The sequence below is a fragment of the Vibrio sp. MOR3 genome (genome assembly GCF_001557775.1).
In the GTDB taxonomy this organism is placed as follows: domain Bacteria; phylum Pseudomonadota; class Gammaproteobacteria; order Enterobacterales; family Vibrionaceae; genus Vibrio; species Vibrio jasicida.
In genome coordinates, this window is record NZ_LNRD01000001.1 from 420,177 (window position 1) to 443,157 (window position 22,981).

Below are 22,981 nucleotides of genomic sequence, written 5' to 3' on the forward strand. Positions count from 1 at the left end.
AATAACAGAATTTTTTGCGAATAGAAATTGTAAAACGACTGGTATGACCATGTTAAAAGTATGGATTGAAATGCTGCTACTTGGCAAAACAATGCGTAAAATGTGCCAGCTTTTTTTGAAATGAATTGAATAATGACAGCCAATACCGATCCTTATATTGAAATTCGTCCATACAATGACGAAGAGATTCCAGCTGCGCTGGACCGCCTTATCCAAGACGATGAGTTTATCAGCGCGATTTTAGAGCACCGTTTCGCAAATAAAGCGAACTGGTTCAAAACACTCATGAGCCCGATTATCCGCGTCTACTTAAAAGCGAAGTGGAGCAAGCTTGACTCCGTAGAAGCGATTCAACTTGAAGTTAAGAAGTACCTTCAAGATACGTTGAATACGACGACGGATGGTGTGACCTTTTCCGGCTTGGACAAGCTAGATAAAGAAACTTCTTATTTATTTGTGTCTAACCACCGCGATATCGCTATGGATCCTGCGCTTGTTAATTACGGTTTGCATCAGACCGATCATCGCACTGTGCGCATTGCTATTGGTGACAACTTGCTTAAGAAGCCTTGTGCGACAGAACTCATGAAGCTTAACAAGAGTTTCATTGTAAAACGTTCGGCAAAAGGCCCGAGAGAGATGATGAAAACGCTGGGTCAATTATCTGGCTATATCAAGCACTCTCTTGATACGGGTAACTCAATTTGGATTGCCCAAAAAGAGGGGCGAGCAAAGGATGGGAATGATTTTACCGATCCTGCAATCCTTAAGATGTTCCACGTAGAAGGGCGCAAGCAAAAAATCAGCTTTGGCGAATACACTCGCTCGCTGAAAATCGTTCCAGTTTCTATTTCTTATCAGAATGACCCATGTGACCTTGCTAAGGCAAAAGAGCTGTACGAGAAAGCAGAAAACGGTAGCTACGAGAAGGGTGAGTTTGAAGATATCGAGAGTATTATCCAAGGTATCGTAGGCTACAAAGGCAAAGTTCATGTTGCGTTTGGTGATGTGGTTGATCAAGAGTTCGAAACACCTGAAGAACTTGCAAATGAAATTGATCGTCAAATCCATAACAATTACCGAGTGTTCCCGATGAACTTGCTTGCAGCGGGTCGAGAAGATGACACGATCACCGAATTGGTTAAGTCTCAGTTAGCAGAAAAGCTTGAGCAACTGCCAGCTGGCGCACATAGCTATTTAGTCGCAAGCTATGCAAATCCAGTCAATAACCAAGAATAGCCGGGCTTTAGAGATATGATTGCTCAGCGTTAACATTGTGAGGAACGGGTAGGATCTTTAGCCGATGTGTTATTTGATTTTTCGCTCGTTCTTCTCATTCTGTTCTAAGGTGCAACGGCGCCACCTAAGGTCAAGTTCGTTGGCCACTTTGATATACGATTCCCACCTAAGAAAATGTTGCCATTGACTGTCATGGTCTCTGGGAATTCGGTGAGTTTTGAACCACTGATATACAAATTCCCCTCTACGACAAGGCCTTCAGGTAATTGAGTTAGCGGTGTTCTAATCACACTCAAGTCCCCCTTCACTCGCAGTCGAGTCGGTAAGCTTTGCAAAGGGGTATCTGTCAAATTTAGGTAACCCCCAAGCTTCACTCCTCGTGGCCAACGTTCGATTTTGCTGCCCAATAGATTTGCATACCCTTTGATCTTAGTCCCTGACCTAATGGTTTTAAGCGAGCTGTTGGTGGCCTCCAAGCTACCCCCTACGTCAAGCCCTCTAGGAAGTTTGGTAATCGGGGTTTGTGAGATATTCAAATTACCTTTAACGATGAACCCGTCGGGCAACTGAGAATAAGGTTTGTTGCGTAGGTCAACATTGCCGTAGTTGTCTGTATGGCCAAATTTGGAGTAGTAATCGAGCTCGTATGCAGCAGGGTTCGTACTTATGGCCATTAAGGTAAGAAAGAGAGGGAATACACGCATTATCGCTACTTCAACAAAAATTTACGAGAAAAGAATAACGTAAAGCGAGTAGGGCTTCTAGAGCGAGAGATATAAAGAATATGAGATGCTGCCAAGAACCAAAAATGGCTTCTTGTTAGTATGTTACCAAGATAAAGGGGAGAGCCATGGATAAAAAACCGATAGCTTGCATCACCATAAGTATTGTCAGCGTATTACTTTCTGGCTCGGTGATGGCGAAATCTTACAGTACGCCTGAGGCCAAAGCACTGGTTGTGGCAGACGGTAAATTAGGGCAGCGGGTTTGTTACTACGATGATAAAGCCTACACGACTGGAGCGGTATTGAGTGTTGACGGTGTTTTATTGGTCTGTACTGATGAAAATGACTTTGAAACGAATGGCGCGTTAAAGTGGGTGGTATTTAAGCAAGAAAAGTAATGTCACTTATTACAAGAGCGCTAAAAACACAAAAGCGAGCAGAGTGCTCGCTTTTTTACTCTTATAACTTTGATTTTTAACGCGCTAGAGAGCGAGTTTTCAGTTCAAAGATTAGCTTTTCAGCGCTAACTTCAAACTTGAAGCGAGCGGTGAGCTCTTTTGATTCTTCAGTGAGTTCAGAAACGTTGTATTCAACGCCGGCACACACTGTTGTCGCCATTTCGATGTATTTCGCCAACTCAGCTTCTAGTGCTGCTTTAGTTTCTGCGAAAATCGTTACGTCAGCAACATCGTCGCCTTCTTTGATGATAAAACCCATTTCACCAGCGCAACCGCAAGCTTCACAAACTTGGCTTTCTTCTAATTCGACACTCATAACGAATCCTCTTGTAAATACTGTGGGTATTCTATCAGGTATTTGATCTCTATCTACAAAAATGAATGATTTTGGATAAAAAAGGCACAGTATGTTATGTTGTTAACAAGGGGTTAATTAAATTCATTAGAACTTCCTTAATAAAATTAATGTGATATGTATCAATATTTAAAATCAATTAACCTAGATATTCGTGAGATTTTTGTCAGGTGAGTTGAACTGGGGTTCAATTTATAAGACTATTTCCGGATTAATTATTTTTACATAATTATCATTCTTAGCCTGAGAATAGTTTCGATGAATGATTTGGTGCAAGGTTTTGATGGAGTGGACTTTTCGCCATATTTTGAGTCACATGTATTGACAGAAATATCACTGTAAATTGCACGTTACGCAGTGCATTTTAGTTATGATTGACCCTCTAATTTGATGTTAGGGGCGTACAGTACATAATGCTGAGGATGATTTTCATTCTGGCCCTCATTTAATTGTGAGTTAGATGGATTTACAAAGAGAAGAGCTTAAAATATGCCAAAGCGTAGTAAAGAAGATACCGAAATCACTATCCAGAAAATCATGGATGCCGTTGTTGATCAGCTTCTAAGACTTGGTTATGACAAAATGTCTTACACCACGTTAAGTCAACAGACAGGTGTATCGCGTACAGGTATTAGCCACCATTTCCCTAAGAAAACGGATTTTACCGCCGCGTTAGACGGTCGTATTTTCAAAATGTTCGTAGAGCATCTAGAATTTGATAAAGGTCTAGAAGCGTTTTCGAAGAGCTGGATTAAAGCTCTAGAAGATACTGAATTCTTAGCGATCTTGCGTCTATTGTTCCACCATATCGTCACTTCAGAAAGTGCACATGAGTTTGCAGCAAACGGTATTGACCGTTTGTACAAAATGGCTGAGAGTCAATTCGGTGCTGGTAGTGACAAAGAGTTAGAGTGGTTAATTGGTCGTTCGTTGATTCAGATGAGCAAATAAAACCAGAATAAAGAAAGCCCCGCATTATGCGAGGCTTTTTCTTATTTAATATATTGAACCGGACAATCTGTTCGTTAAGACTGCTATTTAAGCCGCTGCATGGACTTGTGGGAAATCCAAGGTCGGGTGCTTAGTGACGATAGAACGATAGCCATAGACTTGCTCAATGCGTTCTGGTGTCAAAGCGTTCCACGGGTTGTCATCACAAACCAGTTTGCCATCATGAAGTAAAACCAATCTATCAGCGTACTGTGACGCCAGATTTAAATCATGTAATACAACCACAACGGCCGCATTGTTTGCTTTGGCTGCTTCACGTGCGATCTTGAGCGTGTTGTGCTGGTGGGCAAGATCGAGTGCTGAAGTCGGCTCATCTAGCATCAGTATTTTTTTGTCGCCAGCTTGATGAAGCTGAGTTAATACTCGCGCAAGATGTAAGCGCTGCTTTTCACCACCAGAAAGAGCAGGGTAGAGGCTATCTGCAAGGTGAGATACGTCAGTCTGCTCCATGTACTGCAAAGCTAATTGTGTGGTTTCTTTGTTAGTTATCGACAACGGAATTGCGCCTAACTCTACAACTTCTCGAGCTAAGAACGGAAAAGTTAACGTGCTGTGTTGTGGTAACATCGCAATGTGTTTTGCGCTTTCAGCGGGCTCCCAATCGTTTTTTTGTTTGCCAAAGTACTCAATGTCATGTTGAGAAGGGAGCTCGCCGCATAGGAGTTTTAACAACGTGCTTTTACCAGCGCCATTTGGTCCAAGTAAGGCGGTAACTTCTCCTGCTCGAATATCAATACTGATGTCATCAAGTACGATTCGGCTGCCATACCTCATGGAGATATTTCTGCCTGACATAACCGTTGGATTCATTACAGGATCTTCCCTTTTTGTTGGAACAATAAGTAGATAAAGAACGGCGCACCAATAAGTGCAGTTACGATACCTACCGGCAGTTCAGCTGGAGTAACAACAACTCGTGCGAACATGTCCGCAGCGGTTAATAGCAAGGCTCCCATTAGTGCTGAGATTGGTAGTAAGGTTCTATGGTCAGGCCCAGCTAACATTCTTCCTAAATGAGGAATGACGAGGCCGATAAAGCCGATGGCACCACAAATACTCACCGTAATACCAACGCCGACAGCAGAAAGTAATATCAACTGACGCTTAAGCTTTTGCACGGGTACACCCAAGTGCCTTGCTTCGGATTCACCTAATAGCAGCGCGTTAAGTGACATTGCTTTTTTCTGGAACCAAAAAAGAAGAATCACGAGCGTCACTGCTGCTAGACCAATACCAGACCAGTTTGCTCCTGCTAAAGATCCCATCGACCAAAGCGCAAGGTCGCGAAGCATTTGGTCATCGGCGATAAAGTTCATAAAACCAATAGCGGCACCAGAAAGGGCACTGATTGCAACACCAGCCAAGAGCATAATGGTCACGGAAGTGCCAAATTTGTTCGTTCCGAGCCAATAAACCAATACGGTTGTAATTGCACCACCAAGAAAAGCAAAGAAAGGCAGCGCGGCTAAGTTCATTAGCTGAGGGTAGTTTTGGCTAAAATCCGCAAAGACTACAATAGCGAAAGCCCCGCCAAGAGCGGCTCCTGAAGAAACACCAATGATGCCTGGTTCAGCAAGAGGGTTTCGGAAAAGTCCTTGCATAACCACACCACAAATCGCAAGGATGGCACCAATGAACATGCATAGGATAGTGCGTGGTAAGCGTATTTCGTTAATGACTAGTTGGATGTGAGGAGCAAGGTCAGACCCTGCTCCGCTCAGGCTTCGTAGGCTGTCTGCGAAGCTGATATTCATGGGACCTACTGTGATTGAAGCTACAGCTATAAAGGCTAATATACCGGATAAAGCAAGTAGAATAGTAGATAAAGGGATACGTCTTAACAGCATTGAATCTCTCTACGGGTATAGTAACTCGTTTAGGCGTTTTGCTTCAGATAGGCTTTTTAGACCCAAACCACCGACTAATGCGTGACCATCAATCGTAACGATGTTCTTAGTCATACCTGCTGGCGTTGCAGCAAGTAGTGGCATCGCTTTTAAAATTGCATCAGCGCCACCCATAGTCTGGTAACTACGGCCACTCACTAAGATAACGTCTGGTTGCATTTCAACCATAGCTTCTGTTGATAGCGGCTTGTATGAAGACAGTTTACTTGCCGCTGGGTTCTCACCGCCGGCGAGAGTAATAATGGCATCTGGTGTCGTTTCTGAACCTGCAACGTTTGCGGCACGACCTTCATGAATCAGCAAGAAAAGGACTTTCTTTTTCTCCGCTTTTTCTGGTTGGTTGCCTTCTAGGGCTTGAATTTGTGCTTCAACTTCTTTCTTTAGTGTTGTGGCTTCAGTTTCACGATGCATGATGCCAGCAATTTGGTCGATACGATGAATCAAACCATCAACGTTTGCTTCTGTGTTTACGACCTCAACGTCGACACCTGCTGATTTTAACTGGTCAAGCGTTGTATTCGGGCCCATTTCATCAGAACCAATCACTTTTGTTGGGCTTAGAGCTAATAAGCCTTCCGCGGATAGACGACGGTGATAACCTACTTTAGGTAACTCCATTTCTTTAGGAAGCTGACTCGTCACGTCAACGGCGACTAGGCTTTCTTTTGCATCAAGGGCGATCAGGAGTTCAGTTACCGCACTACCTGCACTGACAACTCGTTCCGTTGAAGGGGCTTCGTTAGCAAATAGGTTCGCACTTGCAAGCATAGTCACTGCTACGGTTAAGGCGGTACGAACTGGCAATAGTGTTTTGTTCATGAGTTTATTCTCTGTCTTATGTTCTTTTTATTGCGACTCTTCAGTTAACAACTGAGTCGCCTGAATTCCGTTTTCTTGTAAAAAGCCAAGAAGCTTAACGAGGGATTGAATATCAGCGGTTTTTTCTGCGCCAATCACAATAGGTTTGTCGGTTGATTTGCTCTCTTCGAGTAAGGCAAGAGTAAAGTTTTCCCAGTCGATATACGTTTTCCCATTGATAGCCCAAAAAGGTTCTTCTTTGAGGATGTTGACCGTAATGGATTGTTTATCAACTTCGGCAACGGCCTGAGAATCTGTACTTGGTAAACTGACATCCAGAGAGTCGAGCTTGACTGCCGCAGTCAACATCAAGAACACCATTACAATAAAGATAATATCCAGTAACGGGGTTAGGTCCGGTGATAAACCATGGCTGTTATTGTCTTGAGGTGCTTTAATCATGAGCTTCTCGCCTCAACATGATCAGCAACCGTTGCGATTTCTTTGTTGTTTTCTGGAGAAACGTGTTGCAAAGAAATGCCTTCTAACCAGAGGTTTACATAGTTCAGTGTGTGCTCAAGCTTAGCGATAACGCGATCAGCCCAAAGACCAATCAGTTGTGCGCCAGAAATTGCGGGCAATGCAATGATCAAACCCGCTGCGGTCGTGCGCATTGCCAGACCTAGGCCATCAGCCAGATCGTTTGGCGTGATGTTACCTGTAGAAGACGCAATGCCTTTAAACATATCGATCAGGCCAAGAACGGTACCTAACAGCCCGATTAGAGGACTGATCACACCAATGAGTGTCAAAAGGCGCAGACCGGAATGTAATTGATGACGCTTTTCTTGCAACCAGATTCCTGCCGCGTCTTCACGAAGTGACTTAGAGAAAGAATGGTGAGCAAGTAACATCGCGACACCACGATAAAGAAGAGGTCGCTTGCCAGAAAGATCGTCTGCAAGTGCTTCGATATCTTTGCTGTTTGTTGGGTCTAGGGTTTTGAGCTTTTGACGAATTGCTCTTTTGCCTACTCCAAGACTAACAAATACTTGGAAAAGTCTTTCCGCAATGATCATGACTGTTAAAGCAGAACAAATAATTAAAGGCCAAGTCATAAGACCAAATTGGGTTTGTAAATGTTGTAGCTGTTCCATTATCCATCCAACTTAAAACGAACTGGGATTTGAACGCGGTGAGCAACTTGTTGCCCGCCAGAAATATGTGGTGAGAATTCCCATTGCTTTATCGCACGTAGCGCTGAAGCATCGAGCATTTCGGCACCGGAAGATTCAATAAGAACTTGTTTAACTTGATTGCCATTTGCATCAAGCCAAATTTCGTACAGTGCAACACCTTGAATGCCACGCTTACGAGCTGAACGAGGGTAGCGAGGCTGAACTGGTTGGGAGACAAAAGTTGGCTTATCGACTAGTACTGGCTCTGAAGTCGCACCTTTTGATTTATTTGTTGGTGCGGCTTTTTGCTCTTGTACTGGTTCTTTTGCGACTTTCTTCTCTACTTTTTCTTTTGGTTCCGGATCTTTTTTAGCCACTGGTTTCGTTGGTTGTGGCTTTTTAGGTGGCTTGATTGGTTCAGGTTCCTTTTTTACCGGTGGTTTTTTCTTTACAGCTTCTTTTTTAACGACGGGTTTTTCGATCGGCTTTTTAACTGGTTCTGGCTTAGGTTCCGGTTGCTTCTTGGTTTCAGTTTGCTTCTTCTCGACTTCCTCTTGAGGAGCCGGTTGCGCTTTAACAGGTTTAGGAGCCGAGACCAAATTCAGGCTTACTGTGCTTGCCGGATTTCCTGCAGGCATCGCAAAAACTTTTGTCTCTTGAGAGACAAAAAGAAGCGCTGCATGAATCGCAAGTGAGGCGCCTCCGGCAATGACATATCTTTGTAGGTTCACGGGTAAATCTCGGTGTTGCTAATAATTATCAAGTTGGGACTGATTATCACTTACAAAGGAAATAAGATCAATTATCAATTGCATTATCATTACGCGCAAATTATGATCTTTGCAGTTTTTTTGAAATGAGCCTCAATCCTTTGTGTGGTGGGCTTTAAGTGAGTAAATATGAGCGTCGATATTTATAAATTTGACGAATCAATCCTTGGGAGTGATAGCCCGGATCCATTGCGCTTTGCTTTTGTGAAAAAGCACTCTGCGCATGCAGGTGGTAGTAGCATGCCAGTGCCACCGCCACAACAAGGAGATATTCTTTCAAGGATTACGTCTGAAACGACGGTAAAGAACAATAAGCGTTGCTTGTACATTCACGTTCCATTTTGTCGTGTGCGTTGTACTTTCTGTAACTTCTTCCAAAATGCTGCCAGCCGTAAGTTAGTCGATGAATACTTTGATGCTCTGATGAAAGAGCTAAAAGAGAAAGCGGCGATGCCGTGGACGCAAAGTGGCATCTTCCATGCGGTTTACATCGGCGGTGGTACGCCTACTAACTTATCTGCAGACCAAGTTCGTATTCTAGGTCAGGCCATCCACGACTATTTCCCTCTCGCAGCTGACTGCGAAATTACACTTGAAGGTCGTATCAACCGATTCTCAGACGAGTTATATCAAGGTGCGCTAGATGGTGGATTCAACCGTTTCTCATTTGGCGTCCAGAGCTTTAATACCAAAGTTCGTCGTAGCGCTAAACGTCTAGATGACCGTGAAGATGTACTTCAGCGAGTAAGTGAGTTGGCGAAAGAAGACAAGATCCCTGTCATCATCGATTTGCTTTACGGCCTGCCTTATCAAACAAAAGATGTTTTAGAGCAAGATCTTAAGGACTTTTTGTCTACAGGCGCTCATGGCTTGGACCTTTATCAGTTAGTGGTTGGTGGTACAGCGCCAATGCTCAATTTAGTTGAAAAAGGCAAAATGCCGCCACCAGCAACGACACCGGAAAAAGCGGGCATGTACGAGCTTGGTGCTAAGTTTATGGCGGAGCACCACATGAAACAGCTTAGTGTTAACCATTGGGCAATTGATAACCGTGAACGCAGCTTATACAACAGCTTAGCGAAGACCTATGCAGAAGTACTGCCTATTGGTTGTGGCGCGGGCGGTAATATCGGTGGTTACGGCATGATGCAGCACCGCACGCTAGACACTTACGTTAAAGCTGTAAATGAAGGGCAGAGCACCATCGCAATGATGATGAAGCAAAGCCCACTTGAGCCGCTATTCGCAGCGCTGAAGTCTGGCTTTGATCGAGGCATTGTTCAGGCGAGCAAGTTGCCAACATTTATGGGTGAAGACACCTTTAATTTCCTGATGCCACTATTCAAAGTTTGGCATGACAAGGGCTTAGTTGAGCTACAAGAGCGCAGTTTAGTACTGACGTTAGCAGGTAGCTTCTGGGCTGTGTCTCTGGCTCAGGCATGTATTCAAGTACTGACTTCTGAAATGAACGAAAACGTACCAAAAGTATCTAACAATTAATCTGAAAGAAATGGAAAAAACAATGGAATCAATTAAGCAACAGGTCGAAGCCCTACTAGAACAAGAGCCGCAACTACTTCCAGCAGCAATGGCTGAGCGCCTTGGTGTATCAGAGTTTGACGTGGTAGCAGCACTTCCTCAAGAGATGGTTGCAGTAGCTCCCGGTGAGCAAGCACAAAGCATCTTAGAAGGTCTTGTTGGTTTTGGCCCAGTAACAACTATCGTTCATTCTTTTGGTTCTATCTTTGAAGTAAAAGCGCCGTTCCCGAAAGGTAAAGTTGCTCGCGGTTACTACAACCTTATGGGTAAAGAAGGTGAACTTCATGGTCACCTAAAACTGGATAACGTGAAAAACATCGCGCTAGTCAGCAAACCTTTCATGGGGCGCGAGAGCCATTATTTTGGTTTCTTCTCTGAGTGTGGCAGCAACATCTTTAAGATTTACCTAGGCCGCAACGAGAAGCGTGAGCTAATCGAAGATCAAGTAACAGCATTCCGTGCAATGCAAGCAGAGTTCAACAAGTAGTCTCGAATGAGCATGACACTGCACTAATTCGTTAGCGCAGTGTCATTTATTAAAGAATAACCGAGTTAAAACTCGGAACAACAAACAAGTAAAGTTAGGTATCAAAATGGATCAGCAAGTTAAACAAGAGCGTTTACAAGGTCGTCTAGGACCAGAAATCAAGGAATTTCGTCAGGAGCGTCGTACCATTCAATTAGCAACCGTTGATGCGGAAGGCCGTCCAAACGTAAGTTACGCACCATACGTTCAAAACCAGGAAGGTTACTTCGTTCTTATTTCTCAGATTGCTCGTCACGCACGCAACCTACTAGAGAATCCAAACGTATCTTTGATGATGATTGAAGACGAAGATTCGTCGAAGCAGTTGTTCGCTCGTAAGCGTCTAACGTTTGATGCGGTTGCAACCGTTGTTGAGCGTGATACTGAAATGTGGCAACAAGTTGTTGGCCAAATGAAAGACCGTTTTGGTGAGATCATTGATGGTCTGAGCCAACTAGAAGACTTCGTTCTGTTCAACCTAAAAGCAGAACAAGGTCTATTCGTGAAAGGCTTTGGTCAAGCTTACCAAGTATCAGGCGATGATCTGGTTGATTTCGTTCACCTTCAAGAAGGTCACAAGAAAATCGAAAACGCATAAGCTGGTTTTCTAACTAATGAATACCGAAAGGGAGTTAGGTTATACTGACTCCCTTTTTTATTAGAGCAAAAGCACAGAGAAAGAGCATGAGACCAGTAAGCAAGGAACTTGGCGAGATTTGTTACCCATTCATCTATGAAGATAGCCCAGTATGTGACTTTGAAATCACTGCTGATGAGTTGTGTAGCCGAATTGGGCTGGTTCTATCGATGGAACTCGATGACTTTAGCCGGGACATACTGACTCGAATGCAGCCAAACGTATACCATGTGAATGGCTCTATCCGCGGAAAACTCGCGATTACAGAAGCGAAAGTGGATGAGCTAAAAGCCGATTACGATGCAATCAAGGCTCGTATCGATGGCGGCTTTAAAGGGTTTGTGCTTCCTGGCGGCCACCCAACGTCAAGCCAATTGCATCTGTGTCGTTGCCAAGCAAAGAAGGTGGTTCGTGCATTGGTTGCCGTTGAACATTCAGGTAAGAAACAACCCGCTCCGATTTTGTTCCGCTATTCAAACCTGCTCGCGAATGTGCTCTACAGTTTGGCGTCTTACATCAACCACACTTATCAAGTCGAAGAAACTGAGTTTGTGTCTCGCAGCTACACAATGCCAAGTAAATAGGCAAAATATCACCTAATAGTCTGAATTTAATGACTTTAAGCTAGCCGTCGCAGAGTTCTCATTCGAGTGCTGTAATTGCCTTTACCCATCTTTCTGTCTTTGTTTGAATAACGATTAAAATTGATTCAGAGGAAGGAAGCGATGGGTTTAGTTGTTGGGGGGCCTTTATTGATTTGGCTATTTTGCGCGCTATTGTCTATCAGAGCGGGGTTTGTGTTGTTTGCAGGGCAGCATTTTTCGAGTGTTCTGATTGCTATAGCGTTAGCGGTGGGTGTGACAGCTTCTATAGTTTTCTACAACTGGTATTCGATTGCGAAAAGGGAGGAGGTTTACTTTTTCTCCCTTTCAATGGAATTGTTGTGTCGACCCGCATTGATTATGCTGGCGGTTATCGCGATAGGACTGTATTTCTTCGGCGGAGGGTTATTGCTCAATAGTCACATCAAAATGTTCGTTTTTGTTGCACTGTTTTCATGTTCGGTAGCAAGTATCACGAGTTTGTTGACTGCCGAAAAAGTTATTGATGTATACCAGATCAAGCAAACTTATTAGATATGATTAAGAAGCTATCGCTTTTGCTTCCAGCTCTTTTGCACCGCGCAGCATCGCTTCAATCAATTCCCCAGCGTTGAATTTCTCTAATGCCTCGTGAGCGCCAACTTGGTGAGCTCGATCAACACAAATCTCGCTTGATAGAGACGTGTGAAGAATGCGGTAAGAGTTATTCAGCGCAGAATCATTTTGAACTTCAAACGCAAGTTCATAACCATCCAGCCCTGGCATTTCAATGTCACTCACTAAAAGGTCAATTGGGCGGTTCGCTTCTGCATCTCGCTTCATCAAGTCAAGTGCGTCTGAGCCGTTTTTACAGATTTGATACGGGATGTTGATGCGGTCTAGCGCGTCGCTCAATTGCTTGCGAGCGATAGAAGAGTCGTCCACCAAAAGGATATTCAAGGCTTTCAAACGCTCGCGCTCGATGTCTGTAAGCATTGGAATCTTGGTATTCTCGTATTGCGGGTAGATCTTCGATAGTAGAAGTTCCACATCCAACATTTGGACGATCTTCTCTTCATAGCGAGTAATACCCGTTACAAAGATATTATGACCCGCACTTGATGGCGGTGTTTCGATAGATTTCCAATCACATTCAATGATTTTCTCGATACTTCGCACCATAAATGCCACCACGGTACGTAGACAGTCCGTCACGATCAAATAGCAATTATTGTATTCTTCTTCTTGGATAGGACGGAATCCAATCGCTGCCGCCATATCAATGACCGGCACCGTCAAATCACGAATTGTCACAGTGCCAATTACATGATGGTGTGAATAAGGAATTTTGGTGGTCGGCATATAAGGAACAATTTCACGGACTTTAAGTGTGCCAATTGCGAAGTTCTGTTGCAGGGTGAGTTTAAACACCAACATACCTTGAGATTGGTTCGCTTTACTTGCGACTTTTGCCATGAAAATAACCTTATCAATATAACTGATTTATCGAACTAATCTAATCTTATAAGGCGACAGCTTCAACCGTAGAGCATAGAAAAGTGAGCTTTTTAGGAAATAGAGCAAGTTAGGTGAGAAATCGAGCAGAAGAACGAATAAGTTTTCATCAATTTGTAAGGTGGTGCTTGTCATCTTTAGATGAAGATAGCGTCTGAGTAACAGAAATAATTGGCGATGATGGGACGTTTCGGTAAACTTGCGCCATCAGAAGATTGAGAGACAGACATATGGCAAATACTGCAGCTGCTTTGCACATCCTTGTAAAGCATAAAGAGCAAGCTGAAGACATTATCCAGCAACTGAAAAAAGGCGCGAAGTTTCAGGCTTTGGCAAAGAAATATTCAACTTGCCCATCTGGTAAACGTGGTGGCGACCTAGGTGAGTTTCGCCGCGGTCAAATGGTGCCACAGTTCGACAAAGTTTGTTTTTCTGGTGAGGTTCTTACTCCACACTTAGTCAAAACCAAATTCGGTTGGCACGTTGTGAAGGTGTTATACCGCACTTAAAAAATAGCGCGTTTATCGCGCTATTTTTGTATGTAGCGTTCTTTATTTGTGCTCCTCTCATCATCTTTTCGAGTCTTTCTCTCCTTTCCTGTCAATTTATAAACCGCACCAACTGTGACGTGAGCGGCAGTTTCGCTTTCTTAAATATTTGTTACATATCGAATTATTGCCCCATATTCACATTCTTACTGAGAAAAGGCGTAATAGTGAGAGTAGGCGCGATCAGAATGGTTTATCTGCAAAATGCTTATAAAACAGGTGTTTAAATCGGTATCCTTGCGATCTTTGTTTTGGTTTTGGCGTTCGAATACTTTTAAACGGACGTTTAAACCTTAACTGGGGATGAGCTACGCCTTGTTTTTCCACCTAGCAGAAACGCAAAAGGGGTGAGGGAGGTTCGCTAATAGTTCTTATAATTTTGGCTATTGGATTCGCTCACGAAGAATACGAGTAATAATGGGTGAGCGAACGCGACGAGGAGAGAAACATGAGTGGCTTACAGGAAACACAATCAACAGGTGCAAATGTTATCTTGCACGCTTTTGATTGGAAGTATGCTGACATTGCCCAACGCGCAGCAGAGATCAGCGAGCTAGGTTATGGCTCGGTATTGGTTTCTCCGCCGATGAAAAGCGCACAAGACGAACGCTGGTGGCAGCGTTACCAACCTCAAGATTATCGTGTTATCGACAATGCGCTCGGTAATACCACAGATTTTAAAAACATGGTTGAAGCACTCGACCGTGTGGGCATATTGGTTTACGCCGATGTCGTCTTTAATCACATGGCGAACGAAGCCCATTTACGCTCGGATTTACAATATCCACGCCAAGCCGTGATGGGCGATTACCAGCAAAATGCAAGGAAGTATCAAGATCTGATTCTATTCGGTGACTTGTCAGAACCGTTGTTTGATGAGAATGACTTCGTTGAAGCTTTTGGCATTAAAGATTGGAAAGACAAGTGGGAAGTTCAAAATGGTCGAATCTCGGGCGGTCCAACCGATCCTGGGTTGCCGACTTTACGTGTGTGCAAGCATGTTGTTGAGCAGCAACGTACTTACCTGAAAGCGCTTAAGGCTTTAGGCGTGAAAGGTTTCCGTATTGATGCCGCAAAGCACATGACTCTTGAGCATTTAAAGCAAGTGTGGACTGATGACATTACTCAAGACGTTCATATCTTTGGTGAAATCATCACAGATGGTGGCGCGACAGAAGAAGAATATGAATTGTTCCTTGAACCGTACTTAAAAGAAACGCGTTTGGGGGCCTACGACTTCCCGTTGTTCTCAACCATTTTTAAGGCATTTTCGAAGAAAGGCAGTTTTAAATCTTTGATCGACCCGTACTGTTTTGGTCAGGCTTTATCTAACCGTCGAGCTATTACTTTCGCGATTACTCATGATATTCCAAACAATGATGTGTTCTTGGATTTAGTCATGGATGAAGAGAACGAATGGCTAGCGTATGCCTACATTCTGGGACGCGATGGTGGTGTTCCGCTTATCTACACGGATCTGGATACCAGTGGCATCAAGGGCGTGGACGGTAAACCAAGATGGCAGAATGCGTGGAAGGACGCACGTATGGCAAAGATGGTGGCATTCCATAATCTTGTTCATGGCGAACCAATGACGGTACTGGAAGGTAACGACGATATGTTGGTACTTCAGCGCGGCGAGAAGGGCATCTTGGTACTCAACAAATCTGCGCGAGCGCAATCACTGCAACTGACAGTGAACAAGGCTCTGGTTGATATGATGACCGGAGAACAAGTGCCTAACGGTGAAGAGGTTAAAGTGGCGGCGAAATCAGCAATGTTGTTGGTGACAAACTAAGTGTTGGATAGGAAGCGCAAGCTATTTTCCAAGCTTGCGCTTCATCATTATGCTGTCGCTTAAGCACTAATCGTTTATTGTCGCGACAACTTTTCCAACCGTACGTTGCTGACGAATTGCTATTAATGCTTGAGGGACGTCTTTTAGCTCCACCAATTCCAACTTAGGTATTGTGATCTCACCGCGTTCTAGCATGTGAGAAAACTCACTCCCGGCTTTTACCAAAGAATGAAAACCTATCTCACCGTGAACATGGCCAGATCCTAAGCTTAACTGATGGAAAGTTAGCCCTTGCAGGAAAGCGCCTGGGTATTCGGTTGCTCGGGTTGTTCTTACTAGCTCTACCAGTTCGCCTTCAAACCCCAGCACAGAGGCACACAAGATGTCGTTGTCACCACCAACGCAATCCAAAGATACTTCTACGCCTAAGCCTTCAGTGATAGACATGACGTGTTCTCGAACATCTTCTAGTTTGTAGTCAATGACATGTGTTGCGCCTAACGATCGAACAAATTCATGGTTGAGCGCTGAACTGGTTGTGATGATGGTTTTTACGCCAAAGAAGCGTGCCAGCTGAATAGCAAAACAGCCAACGCCTCCCGATCCTCCAGCAATAAAGATGCTTTTACGAGTTGAGATGTTTAGCTTGTCGACAAGAGCTCGATAAGCCGTCCAGCCAGCACAAGGTGTTGCGGCAGCGATTTCTGGTTCAACATTTGGGTGAGCAACCAACGTGCGTGAGTCGTGAATCGCGTATTCGGCGAAACCACCGCTCATTCGACGCATGTTGCCATGATAGAGAACGCGATCACCTACCTGCCAACCCGATACCTTGTCACCGATGGCAACGATTTCCCCCGAAACATCGAGGCCACCAACGAAAGTATCGTCCATGCCATCGACCATCTCGTGCCAAAGGTTGACCTTTGCATCGACAGGGTTGAGCCCAACGGCATGAACTTTTACTAACACATCTAATCCACTCGCAATCGCTGGAGTGTCGATGTCGATATAGGTGAAGGTATCTTGATCTTTTTGGTAAGTGACCGCTTTCATTCTTTTCCCCAAAGGGCACTTGCCCGAAAAATAAAAATCCAACGGCGCAATCACCGTTGGATAGCTTTGATGATTTATTGGTATGCGCCTGCTGAGTAAGTTAACTCGTAGCTGTGGCTGTAGATTTCTAGGATGTTGCCGAACGGATCTTCCATGTAGATCATGCGATAAGGTTTTTCGCCTGGGTAGTAGTAACGGGGTTCTTTCATGCGTTTCTTACCACCTGCCGCAACGATCTTTTCAGCCAGACCTTCGACATCTGGATCTTGGACGCAGAAATGGAAAATCCCAGTTTTCCAGTATTCAAAGTTATCTTCAGGATTTTCTTGGTTCTTGAATTGGAACAGTTCGACACCAATTCGATCCCCTGTTGATAGGTGAGCGATACGAAACCGCTCCCAGCCTGCGCCAAAGACATCAGTACACATTTCACCGATCGCACTGTCGTCTTCGACGATTTCAGTTGGCTCCATAATCAGATACCAACCCAGAACTTCGGTATAGAATTTTACGGCTGCTTCTAAATCGGGTACGGAAATACCAATGTGAGAAAACGTTCTTGGATATGGGATAGACATAACCTTTGCCTCTTCTGTGTGTTCATCCTGTTCAAAGCATATTAGCTAGTTCAATCTTTATCCAAAAATTATCATTTGTTCTCATTGTAATAAATTTATGTAATCAACGGTCTTTAATCAGGCTGGCACGATCGGCAAGTAATATGTCATCTTCTGCCAGTGTGTGGCGCGATTGGATTGCATAAACTTTATCCATACCAACAACGACGTTAGCTCATACTAAGAGGACAAGCACATGACAAATACAGCATTAATTACAGGCGCATCAGGTGGTATCGGTGAAGAATTAGCGCGTATACACGCCGAGAAGGGGGGAGACTTAGTGCTTGTTGCCCGCTCTAAAGACAAGCTAGAGGCACTGGCATTAGAGCTTCGCGATAAACACAAGGTTCAGGTTGCTGTGATTGCAGAGGATTTGACTCAGGCTGATTCTGCTGCGCGTGTGTTTGAGCAAACCGAAGCGCAAGGCTTGCAAATTGATGTGCTGATTAACAATGCTGGCTTTGGTGGTCACGGAAAATTCCATGAACGCGAATTGGTGGCAGACCAAGCCATGATGCAACTTAATATGGTGACGTTAACCAACCTGACGCACCTGTACCTGCAAGGCATGGTGGCGCGCAATCGCGGTAAGATTTTAAATGTGTCATCAACGGCGTCGTTTATGCCGGGTCCATTACAGGCCGTGTACTACGCAACCAAGGCTTATGTTACTTCGCTTACTCAAGCGATAGCGGAAGAGCTTAGAGACACCAATGTAAAGGCTACAGCGTTGTGTCCGGGTGCCGTAGCGACGGGTTTTGTTGCTGCCGGCGATTTGCAAGGTGTGGAAGTGTTTAAGAATGCCAAATCTCCTCGTTCTGTTGCAGAGTGTGGTTACAATGCGATGGAACAGGGTAAGTTGGTGGCCTTCAACGAAGGTGGTTTGAAGTTCATGCTTGAATGGATTGTGCCTTTCCTACCAAGAAAATTGGTGCTAAAAATATCGCGTCAAACCATGGAAAAAAGTGCTTAGGAATCAAATATGATCAAGCGAGCGAGTCAATTCACGGTGCCTCAGAGTTGGAAAGTGCTGCTTAACGATATGGATATTGATCCGCAACTGGTGCTGGTATACGCCAAGTTACCTGCCGACCTGTTCAATCGAGAAAAGGCAACGCTTAGCCCAAATGAGTACTTTCAGCTTTGGGTCGGAGTTGAACAAGCGTCTGGTGAGCGCGAGATGCCGTTGCTCCTTGCTGAACATATGTCGGTTGAGGGTTTTGACGCCCCAATTTTTGCCGCTATTTGCAGCCCGAACTTGAACACCGCACTCAAACGGATTCAGCAATATAAGCCGTTGATTGGACCTATGGTAATGACGTTAGACGTTACCGATAAAGAAACAAAACTCAGTATCAGTTGTTATGGCCAACGACAAGCGCTGCCTAAATCTTTGGCTTTGACAGAAGTGGTGTTCTTTACCCAGTTAGCACGTTTAGCGACGAGAAAGCGGATTCAACCGCTACAAGTTACTTTACCTGAGCTTCCCAACAACCTTGAGGAATACCAAGCTTACTTTGGTTGCCCGTTGGTCAAAGGTGATGGCGTAGAGGTGCGATTTAAAGCGGAAGACGCAGTGCATCCGTTCGTGACTTCAAATGCGCAAATGTGGGGCTTTTTCGAACAAGGGTTGAACCAAAAGCTAAAAGATCTTGATGCCAGTGCCTCAACAGTAGAACGTGTTCGAGCAGTCTTGGTCGAGTCATTACCCGCGGGGAACAGTGCTATTGAAATGGTCGCGGACAAACTGGCAATGAGTAAACGTACATTGCAGCGCAAGCTCACGGCAGAAGCTGAAAGTTATCAATCCGTGCTGCAAATGGTACGGGCGGAGCTTGCCGAACACTATTTAGAGAAGTCTCAAATGTCACTGGGTGAAATCTCCTTCCTACTGGGATTTCAAGAAGCGAACTCATTTATTCGGGCTTACAGCGCTTGGAAGGGAATATCTCCCGGGCATTATCGAGACCAGTGTCATTAAGCACAAAATGAATAGAAAGGAAAAGCGCCGAACATGTCGGCGCCTTTGGTAGATGTTTGTCCAAACACCTTTCAAGTTCTGCTGTTTAAGCTATTTCACTAAGTGTTGACCCATGACACCATCGCCTTTTTCTAAGCGAGATGAAATGTCACCAAACAGATCCGGTAAATCGGCTTTGATGGTGTAGTTATGTCCGTCATTCAACTTGTTAAAGTCCACTGAGTACTGCGTGTAACTGTCGTCATACTGGTAACGCACGTTCATCACTTTTTGGTCTAGGTTGTACACCAAACCATAGATGGTTGCATAGCCACGCATTTCGCCATTTACTGGGCGGTTTGCCGCATCCAATGGGATTTTGTAGGTCACACTGTCGAGTTTCGCAATGCCATTGGTGTAGCTGCTAGGCTCTTTAAGCTGGTCCTTCATGTAGCTGTTCCAGATAAAGCGTTGAGCAGAATTAATGTTACCCGGGATAGGGAACTCACCATTCACATCACTCTTCGCTTTGGGTTGCGCTTCTTGCCAGTTTTTCAAGTGTTGCGCGTACTCTGGGCTGTTAGTCATCACGTCATATTGTTTGCCATGATGCACTTGCCAAGCGCCGTCGATGTATTCCAACACAGCAGAGTCACCACTTGCGTCTTCTAATGAATAATGTCCCTTCATTTCTATGCCATTGTGGCTGAACTGTTGGATTTGGATTGAATCTAGATTCTTTAATGCTTCATCAACGGATGCAAAGCTATCAATCAAATAGGCGACAAAGCGCGAGTTTTCGATTTGTTGTTTGCCAGCTTGTGGTGCCCCTGGGTTTTCTTCATCCAAGAACAGGGCATTCGCCGCAAAGCCTTTCTCGTTAAAGCCATCAATAATGCCCACGCCGTAAATGCTCACACCGATAGAAGCGTATTTCGATGTCCACGTAAGCGCATCGTCTTTATCGTAGCCGCGGTAGGTTTGGCCTGCGTGACGAACATCAATGGTTGGTTGATTGGCTTCCATCCAATCCATAGTACGAGAGACAAATACACCGTGGTCTTGAGTCTCCCAAACCAAACGTGAACACGCATTTGCTGCGGTAGAGATGCTGCCAACTGCCATTGCAACTGATGCTGCTAGAAGTACTTTTTTGCTAAAACCTTTCATTGAATTGCCCTCGTAACGTTTCAATACGAGGTCATTATTACGTTTAATATTCACCATGTAATCTCAGTTATGTTGCAGATTTTGCAACAAGACAGTTTAGATTGAGCTAAGATAAACAGGTTTATTGTTTGAGGACCTTCCAATGCCCAGAGCCAGTTTTGACCAACTTACTGCATTTGTCGCTGTCGCAGAGCATGGATCATTTAGCCAAGCCGCAAGGGTAATCGGGAAAGACAGAGCGACGCTGCATCACCAAGTCAGCGATCTCGAAATTGATTGGGATGTGATCTTGTTTGAACGTAAAGGAAGAACACCAGTCTTGACGGAAGTAGGAACGACGTTACTTACCCAAGCCAAGCATATTCTTTATCAAATGCAGTCTTTAGAGCTTTCTTGCGACAGCTACTCTCAAGGGGATGTTCCGGAGATAACGATTTGTCACGACATGTCGGTACCGTGTGATGCCATCGCGGACATCGATCTGTCTTTGCGTAAGCAATACAAGAGTACAGCGATTCATTGGTTACATCGCAGCCGAGATGAAGCGTTAGAAATGCTTATGGCGAAACAAGCGGATTTCGCGGTGGTACTCAACAGTGGTAAAGCGTTCCCAACAGAAGGGATGTCTTTTATTAACTTGGGTTATCCAAGGTTTACCTTCTATGCGCATCAGAAAAGTCCGATAGCGCAGAAACCTGTGGTGACTCTGCAGGATCTCGCGTCACATCATCAATACATTGCAGAGAATTTCAGCACCAGCGCACTTGGTAATCAACAGGTGATGTCACCAAACATTTCTCGAATCAGTAACATCGATGTGTTGATGCGATTATTGAAAAATGATGGCTTTGCCTTGCTTCCTCATCATTTAGTGCAAGCTCATGATGAGAAAGGCGAGTTTGTCCCGTTAAACATCGATTTTATGGCAAACGAAGGTCGTGCTGGCTATGTGCTACTAAAGCGAGGCAATACGTTAAGCCCCGTACATCAAAAGCTGGTGGCGTTGGTGACCGAATGGTTTGATAAACAGGTGTAAAAGCCAGAATTCTCCATTTTGGATTCGTACTGGATTAAGAAAGCACTAATCGTAGTGAGATGTCACCATCATCGAGTGCGCCATTCTCTTGAAATCCGAAAGCACGATATAGCTGACCTGCCTGCTGATTGGAGGGTTTATGCATCGTGAGTAAGGTTTTCCCGCCAAGTTGTTTCACTTCTTCAACGAGCAAACTAAGTACTTGCTTTCCATAGCCTTTGTTCTGGTGATCTTTGTCGATCATAAAGCGGAACAGCCAGTAAATGGAGTAATCAAGCGGCTCGTCTTCATGGCAAAACGCAAGCAAACCTATCACCGTCTCTTGTTCATAAATTACTTTCAATCGGTAGTCGGTTTCAAAGCGTGATTGAGCAATCGTAATCGCGTTGGAGGCAAGGTTTTCTTCTTGTTCTGGGTGAAGATTGAGACGAATACAATCTAGATAGTTTTCTTTGGTGAGTTCTCTTAATGAGATCATAAAAACGAGTTTCCTTCTTCCTTAAAGCAGAAGAAGTAAAGCTTACTATTCAGCAAGATAGCAAATGAGAGAGCTGACGAAGAGATAAAGCTGTGATTGAGTTCATGGATAGGCGACTCGATGACGAGCCGCCAAGCTATCGGTGTTCATTGTGAGGTGGGAATTCAGCGAGGGATTAACATCTATCGCAAGAAGTACCGTTTTGGTTGCAATCTGTCATACGACCTTGTTTGTCGAACGAGAAACTACAACATTCTTCAAATAGCTTTTTCAATTCGACACGTCCTCTCTGTACGCGCGATTTGAGGGTTGAGTAGCTGATACCTTGCTCTTCGGCCAACTTCTTCTGGCTCATGCCTTCAAGCTCAATAGAAGAGAGCAGTTGCGATTGCTCATCTGGTAATGCTTGCACAAACGGCGCAATGCACTTTGACAGTTCTTGTTTCAGGTTTGATTCTTGCTCTTCAAACCAAAGATCGTCAGCAACGAGGTCATTATCACGTTGATTTCGAGCGCGTTTACGGTAGAAATCGATGATGGCGTTATTCGCGATTTGGAAGAGCCAAGATTTGACGCTAGATACATCACGAATATCCGCAAGGTTTTGATAAGTCTTAAGTAAGATCTCTTGTTTTAAGTCGTCTACATCATCTTCATTGCTGACTTTAGAGCGCAAAAACGCATGAATAGCGTGTTCGTATTCGCTCCAAATTGATTCGAGGTTAGCAGTTTTCATTGATGCAACACTCGTCACGCAAGAAACCAATAACCGTATCTAAACATTCATACTCAGCAACACAATACAAAGTGCGACCTTCACGACGCTGACTGATTAAGCCGGCTGAGGCTAGGCTCGAAATGTGATGAGAAAGGGTAGAGGCTGGAATACCAAGTTTATCTTGTACGCCACCAACCGCGATTCCTTCATAGCCTGCTTTGACCACCTCTTTATAGATACATAAACGGGTAGGGTGTCCTAGCTCTTTGAGCGCTTTTGCTACAGCTTCGAGTTCCATACTGACCTCTTGGAATGACAGACGATAAATACATTTCGATGATAGTGAAAGTGTGGGTGA

Annotated in this window: 28 protein-coding genes; 13 read left to right on the forward strand and 15 right to left on the reverse strand. The window is 44.4% G+C overall.

Annotation, left to right across the window (positions count from 1 at the left end; genetic code table 11):
- Nucleotides 1-132 precede the first annotated feature (132 nt).
- A complete protein-coding gene (locus ATB76_RS01855; protein ID WP_042600140.1) occupies nucleotides 133-1,239 on the forward strand; it encodes a 1-acyl-sn-glycerol-3-phosphate acyltransferase in 1,107 nt (368 codons plus the stop codon).
- Between the two features lie 104 nt (nucleotides 1,240-1,343).
- Here ATB76_RS01855 and ATB76_RS01860 read toward each other — a convergent pair whose 3' ends face one another.
- Nucleotides 1,344-1,943, reverse strand: coding sequence for a hypothetical protein (locus ATB76_RS01860; RefSeq protein WP_038867245.1), 600 nt, complete (start codon nucleotides 1,941-1,943; stop codon nucleotides 1,344-1,346).
- A 146-nt stretch (nucleotides 1,944-2,089) separates the two neighbouring features.
- Between ATB76_RS01860 and ATB76_RS01865 the strand changes: the two genes are divergently transcribed.
- Nucleotides 2,090-2,362 carry a YnjH family protein gene (locus ATB76_RS01865; RefSeq protein ID WP_039975029.1) on the forward strand — a complete coding sequence of 91 codons (273 nt, stop codon included), beginning with the start codon at nucleotides 2,090-2,092 and terminating at the stop codon, nucleotides 2,360-2,362.
- Nucleotides 2,363-2,438: 76 nt separating this feature from the next.
- Here ATB76_RS01865 and ATB76_RS01870 read toward each other — a convergent pair whose 3' ends face one another.
- Nucleotides 2,439-2,738, reverse strand: a complete 300-nt coding sequence (locus ATB76_RS01870; protein ID WP_039975028.1) for a YfcZ/YiiS family protein — start codon at nucleotides 2,736-2,738, stop codon at nucleotides 2,439-2,441.
- A gap of 528 nt (nucleotides 2,739-3,266) precedes the next feature.
- Here ATB76_RS01870 and ATB76_RS01875 point away from each other — a divergent pair.
- Nucleotides 3,267-3,728: a TetR/AcrR family transcriptional regulator gene (locus tag ATB76_RS01875; RefSeq protein ID WP_038867249.1), complete on the forward strand. Its 462-nt coding sequence runs from the start codon at nucleotides 3,267-3,269 to the stop codon at nucleotides 3,726-3,728.
- Between the two features lie 87 nt (nucleotides 3,729-3,815).
- Here ATB76_RS01875 and ATB76_RS01880 read toward each other — a convergent pair whose 3' ends face one another.
- Genes ATB76_RS01880 through ATB76_RS01905 form a run of 6 tightly spaced genes read right to left on the reverse strand, consistent with a single transcriptional unit; the run spans nucleotide 3,816 to nucleotide 8,402 of the window.
- Nucleotides 3,816-4,598, reverse strand: a complete 783-nt coding sequence (locus tag ATB76_RS01880; protein ID WP_042600143.1) for a heme ABC transporter ATP-binding protein — start codon at nucleotides 4,596-4,598, stop codon at nucleotides 3,816-3,818.
- Nucleotides 4,598-5,635: an iron ABC transporter permease gene (locus ATB76_RS01885; RefSeq protein WP_061034484.1), complete on the reverse strand. Its 1,038-nt coding sequence runs from the start codon at nucleotides 5,633-5,635 to the stop codon at nucleotides 4,598-4,600. The genes ATB76_RS01880 and ATB76_RS01885 overlap by 1 nt, the downstream gene beginning before the upstream one ends.
- A gap of 9 nt (nucleotides 5,636-5,644) precedes the next feature.
- Entirely contained in the window at nucleotides 5,645-6,514 is an 870-nt protein-coding gene (locus ATB76_RS01890; protein WP_042600144.1) for an ABC transporter substrate-binding protein, read from the reverse strand.
- Between the two features lie 27 nt (nucleotides 6,515-6,541).
- Nucleotides 6,542-6,955 (reverse strand): biopolymer transporter ExbD, encoded by a 414-nt coding sequence (locus ATB76_RS01895; RefSeq protein WP_042600145.1) that lies wholly within the window; start codon nucleotides 6,953-6,955, stop codon nucleotides 6,542-6,544.
- Nucleotides 6,952-7,650, reverse strand: a complete 699-nt coding sequence (locus ATB76_RS01900; protein WP_042600147.1) for a MotA/TolQ/ExbB proton channel family protein — start codon at nucleotides 7,648-7,650, stop codon at nucleotides 6,952-6,954. Before ATB76_RS01900 ends, ATB76_RS01895 begins: the two co-directional genes overlap by 4 nt.
- Nucleotides 7,650-8,402, reverse strand: coding sequence for an energy transducer TonB (locus tag ATB76_RS01905; RefSeq protein WP_061034485.1), 753 nt, complete (start codon nucleotides 8,400-8,402; stop codon nucleotides 7,650-7,652). The genes ATB76_RS01900 and ATB76_RS01905 overlap by 1 nt, the downstream gene beginning before the upstream one ends.
- Before the next feature lie 168 nt (nucleotides 8,403-8,570).
- Here ATB76_RS01905 and hutW point away from each other — a divergent pair, with 168 nt between their 5' ends.
- From hutW to ATB76_RS01930, 5 genes are all read left to right on the forward strand, one after another.
- On the forward strand, nucleotides 8,571-9,941 hold the full coding sequence (gene hutW, locus ATB76_RS01910; RefSeq protein ID WP_061034486.1) for a heme anaerobic degradation radical SAM methyltransferase ChuW/HutW: 1,371 nt from the start codon (nucleotides 8,571-8,573) through the stop codon (nucleotides 9,939-9,941).
- A 22-nt stretch (nucleotides 9,942-9,963) separates the two neighbouring features.
- Nucleotides 9,964-10,467, forward strand: a complete 504-nt coding sequence (gene hutX / locus ATB76_RS01915; protein WP_038867262.1) for a heme utilization cystosolic carrier protein HutX — start codon at nucleotides 9,964-9,966, stop codon at nucleotides 10,465-10,467.
- Between the two features lie 106 nt (nucleotides 10,468-10,573).
- A complete protein-coding gene (gene hutZ / locus ATB76_RS01920; protein WP_005441121.1) occupies nucleotides 10,574-11,104 on the forward strand; it encodes a heme utilization protein HutZ in 531 nt (176 codons plus the stop codon).
- An 86-nt stretch (nucleotides 11,105-11,190) separates the two neighbouring features.
- Complete coding sequence (locus ATB76_RS01925; protein WP_061034487.1) at nucleotides 11,191-11,727, forward strand: ATP:cob(I)alamin adenosyltransferase; 537 nt, start codon at nucleotides 11,191-11,193, stop codon at nucleotides 11,725-11,727.
- A 141-nt stretch (nucleotides 11,728-11,868) separates the two neighbouring features.
- A complete protein-coding gene (locus ATB76_RS01930; RefSeq protein ID WP_061034488.1) occupies nucleotides 11,869-12,279 on the forward strand; it encodes a hypothetical protein in 411 nt (136 codons plus the stop codon).
- Between the two features lie 6 nt (nucleotides 12,280-12,285).
- On the opposite strand, the gene ATB76_RS01935 is transcribed toward ATB76_RS01930, so the two are convergent.
- The gene (locus ATB76_RS01935) at nucleotides 12,286-13,200 is read right to left on the reverse strand and encodes a chemotaxis protein (RefSeq protein ID WP_039975021.1); all 915 of its coding nucleotides are present in this window, start codon (nucleotides 13,198-13,200) and stop codon (nucleotides 12,286-12,288) included.
- Between the two features lie 269 nt (nucleotides 13,201-13,469).
- Here ATB76_RS01935 and ppiC point away from each other — a divergent pair, with 269 nt between their 5' ends.
- Both ppiC and ATB76_RS01945 read left to right on the forward strand, forming a co-directional pair.
- Nucleotides 13,470-13,748, forward strand: a complete 279-nt coding sequence (ppiC, locus tag ATB76_RS01940; RefSeq protein ID WP_039975020.1) for a peptidylprolyl isomerase PpiC — start codon at nucleotides 13,470-13,472, stop codon at nucleotides 13,746-13,748.
- A 487-nt stretch (nucleotides 13,749-14,235) separates the two neighbouring features.
- Nucleotides 14,236-15,585 carry an alpha-amylase family protein gene (locus ATB76_RS01945; RefSeq protein ID WP_061034489.1) on the forward strand — a complete coding sequence of 450 codons (1,350 nt, stop codon included), beginning with the start codon at nucleotides 14,236-14,238 and terminating at the stop codon, nucleotides 15,583-15,585.
- Nucleotides 15,586-15,651: 66 nt separating this feature from the next.
- Here the strand turns inward: ATB76_RS01945 and ATB76_RS01950 are convergent, their stop codons facing one another.
- Both ATB76_RS01950 and ATB76_RS01955 read right to left on the reverse strand, forming a co-directional pair.
- The gene (locus tag ATB76_RS01950; protein WP_061034490.1) at nucleotides 15,652-16,641 is read right to left on the reverse strand and encodes a zinc-binding dehydrogenase; all 990 of its coding nucleotides are present in this window, start codon (nucleotides 16,639-16,641) and stop codon (nucleotides 15,652-15,654) included.
- Between the two features lie 74 nt (nucleotides 16,642-16,715).
- Nucleotides 16,716-17,219, reverse strand: coding sequence for a lactoylglutathione lyase family protein (locus ATB76_RS01955; RefSeq protein ID WP_005441115.1), 504 nt, complete (start codon nucleotides 17,217-17,219; stop codon nucleotides 16,716-16,718).
- Between the two features lie 235 nt (nucleotides 17,220-17,454).
- Between ATB76_RS01955 and ATB76_RS01960 the strand changes: the two genes are divergently transcribed.
- Entirely contained in the window at nucleotides 17,455-18,234 is a 780-nt protein-coding gene (locus tag ATB76_RS01960) for an SDR family oxidoreductase (RefSeq protein ID WP_061034491.1), read from the forward strand.
- A gap of 9 nt (nucleotides 18,235-18,243) precedes the next feature.
- Nucleotides 18,244-19,242, forward strand: coding sequence for an AraC family transcriptional regulator (locus ATB76_RS01965; protein WP_081094883.1), 999 nt, complete (start codon nucleotides 18,244-18,246; stop codon nucleotides 19,240-19,242).
- Between the two features lie 90 nt (nucleotides 19,243-19,332).
- On the opposite strand, the gene ATB76_RS01970 is transcribed toward ATB76_RS01965, so the two are convergent.
- Entirely contained in the window at nucleotides 19,333-20,448 is a 1,116-nt protein-coding gene (locus ATB76_RS01970; protein WP_038867275.1) for a linear amide C-N hydrolase, read from the reverse strand.
- Between the two features lie 85 nt (nucleotides 20,449-20,533).
- On the opposite strand from ATB76_RS01970, the gene ATB76_RS01975 reads away from it, so the two are divergent.
- A complete protein-coding gene (locus tag ATB76_RS01975; RefSeq protein WP_038867278.1) occupies nucleotides 20,534-21,427 on the forward strand; it encodes a LysR family transcriptional regulator in 894 nt (297 codons plus the stop codon).
- Between the two features lie 34 nt (nucleotides 21,428-21,461).
- Here the strand turns inward: ATB76_RS01975 and ATB76_RS01980 are convergent, their stop codons facing one another.
- From ATB76_RS01980 to ATB76_RS01990, 3 genes are all read right to left on the reverse strand, one after another.
- Complete coding sequence (locus tag ATB76_RS01980) at nucleotides 21,462-21,905, reverse strand: GNAT family N-acetyltransferase (RefSeq protein WP_061034492.1); 444 nt, start codon at nucleotides 21,903-21,905, stop codon at nucleotides 21,462-21,464.
- A gap of 175 nt (nucleotides 21,906-22,080) precedes the next feature.
- On the reverse strand, nucleotides 22,081-22,641 hold the full coding sequence (gene sigZ, locus ATB76_RS01985; RefSeq protein WP_061034493.1) for an RNA polymerase sigma factor SigZ: 561 nt from the start codon (nucleotides 22,639-22,641) through the stop codon (nucleotides 22,081-22,083).
- Complete coding sequence (locus ATB76_RS01990; protein ID WP_005433559.1) at nucleotides 22,628-22,921, reverse strand: metalloregulator ArsR/SmtB family transcription factor; 294 nt, start codon at nucleotides 22,919-22,921, stop codon at nucleotides 22,628-22,630. The genes sigZ and ATB76_RS01990 overlap by 14 nt, the downstream gene beginning before the upstream one ends.
- Nucleotides 22,922-22,981 lie beyond the last annotated feature (60 nt).

Coding starts and splice junctions, on each gene's coding strand:
- ATB76_RS01945 (WP_061034489.1), top strand. CDS start 14,236: ATGAGTGGCTTACAGGAAACACAATCAACAGGTGCAAATGTTATCTTG.
- ATB76_RS01990 (WP_005433559.1), bottom strand. CDS start 22,921: ATGGAACTCGAAGCTGTAGCAAAAGCGCTCAAAGAGCTAGGACACCCT.
- hutZ (WP_005441121.1), top strand. CDS start 10,574: ATGGATCAGCAAGTTAAACAAGAGCGTTTACAAGGTCGTCTAGGACCA.
- ATB76_RS01890 (WP_042600144.1), bottom strand. CDS start 6,514: ATGAACAAAACACTATTGCCAGTTCGTACCGCCTTAACCGTAGCAGTG.
- ATB76_RS01975 (WP_038867278.1), top strand. CDS start 20,534: ATGCCCAGAGCCAGTTTTGACCAACTTACTGCATTTGTCGCTGTCGCA.
- ATB76_RS01960 (WP_061034491.1), top strand. CDS start 17,455: ATGACAAATACAGCATTAATTACAGGCGCATCAGGTGGTATCGGTGAA.
- ATB76_RS01900 (WP_042600147.1), bottom strand. CDS start 7,650: ATGGAACAGCTACAACATTTACAAACCCAATTTGGTCTTATGACTTGG.
- ATB76_RS01895 (WP_042600145.1), bottom strand. CDS start 6,955: ATGATTAAAGCACCTCAAGACAATAACAGCCATGGTTTATCACCGGAC.
- ATB76_RS01875 (WP_038867249.1), top strand. CDS start 3,267: ATGCCAAAGCGTAGTAAAGAAGATACCGAAATCACTATCCAGAAAATC.
- ATB76_RS01950 (WP_061034490.1), bottom strand. CDS start 16,641: ATGAAAGCGGTCACTTACCAAAAAGATCAAGATACCTTCACCTATATC.
- ATB76_RS01930 (WP_061034488.1), top strand. CDS start 11,869: ATGGGTTTAGTTGTTGGGGGGCCTTTATTGATTTGGCTATTTTGCGCG.
- ATB76_RS01860 (WP_038867245.1), bottom strand. CDS start 1,943: ATGCGTGTATTCCCTCTCTTTCTTACCTTAATGGCCATAAGTACGAAC.
- ATB76_RS01980 (WP_061034492.1), bottom strand. CDS start 21,905: ATGATCTCATTAAGAGAACTCACCAAAGAAAACTATCTAGATTGTATT.
- ATB76_RS01880 (WP_042600143.1), bottom strand. CDS start 4,598: ATGAATCCAACGGTTATGTCAGGCAGAAATATCTCCATGAGGTATGGC.
- ATB76_RS01855 (WP_042600140.1), top strand. CDS start 133: ATGACAGCCAATACCGATCCTTATATTGAAATTCGTCCATACAATGAC.
- ATB76_RS01885 (WP_061034484.1), bottom strand. CDS start 5,635: ATGCTGTTAAGACGTATCCCTTTATCTACTATTCTACTTGCTTTATCC.
- ppiC (WP_039975020.1), top strand. CDS start 13,470: ATGGCAAATACTGCAGCTGCTTTGCACATCCTTGTAAAGCATAAAGAG.
- ATB76_RS01870 (WP_039975028.1), bottom strand. CDS start 2,738: ATGAGTGTCGAATTAGAAGAAAGCCAAGTTTGTGAAGCTTGCGGTTGC.
- ATB76_RS01955 (WP_005441115.1), bottom strand. CDS start 17,219: ATGTCTATCCCATATCCAAGAACGTTTTCTCACATTGGTATTTCCGTA.
- ATB76_RS01925 (WP_061034487.1), top strand. CDS start 11,191: ATGAGACCAGTAAGCAAGGAACTTGGCGAGATTTGTTACCCATTCATC.
- ATB76_RS01935 (WP_039975021.1), bottom strand. CDS start 13,200: ATGGCAAAAGTCGCAAGTAAAGCGAACCAATCTCAAGGTATGTTGGTG.
- sigZ (WP_061034493.1), bottom strand. CDS start 22,641: ATGAAAACTGCTAACCTCGAATCAATTTGGAGCGAATACGAACACGCT.
- ATB76_RS01970 (WP_038867275.1), bottom strand. CDS start 20,448: ATGGTGAATATTAAACGTAATAATGACCTCGTATTGAAACGTTACGAG.
- ATB76_RS01865 (WP_039975029.1), top strand. CDS start 2,090: ATGGATAAAAAACCGATAGCTTGCATCACCATAAGTATTGTCAGCGTA.
- hutW (WP_061034486.1), top strand. CDS start 8,571: ATGAGCGTCGATATTTATAAATTTGACGAATCAATCCTTGGGAGTGAT.
- hutX (WP_038867262.1), top strand. CDS start 9,964: ATGGAATCAATTAAGCAACAGGTCGAAGCCCTACTAGAACAAGAGCCG.
- ATB76_RS01965 (WP_081094883.1), top strand. CDS start 18,244: ATGATCAAGCGAGCGAGTCAATTCACGGTGCCTCAGAGTTGGAAAGTG.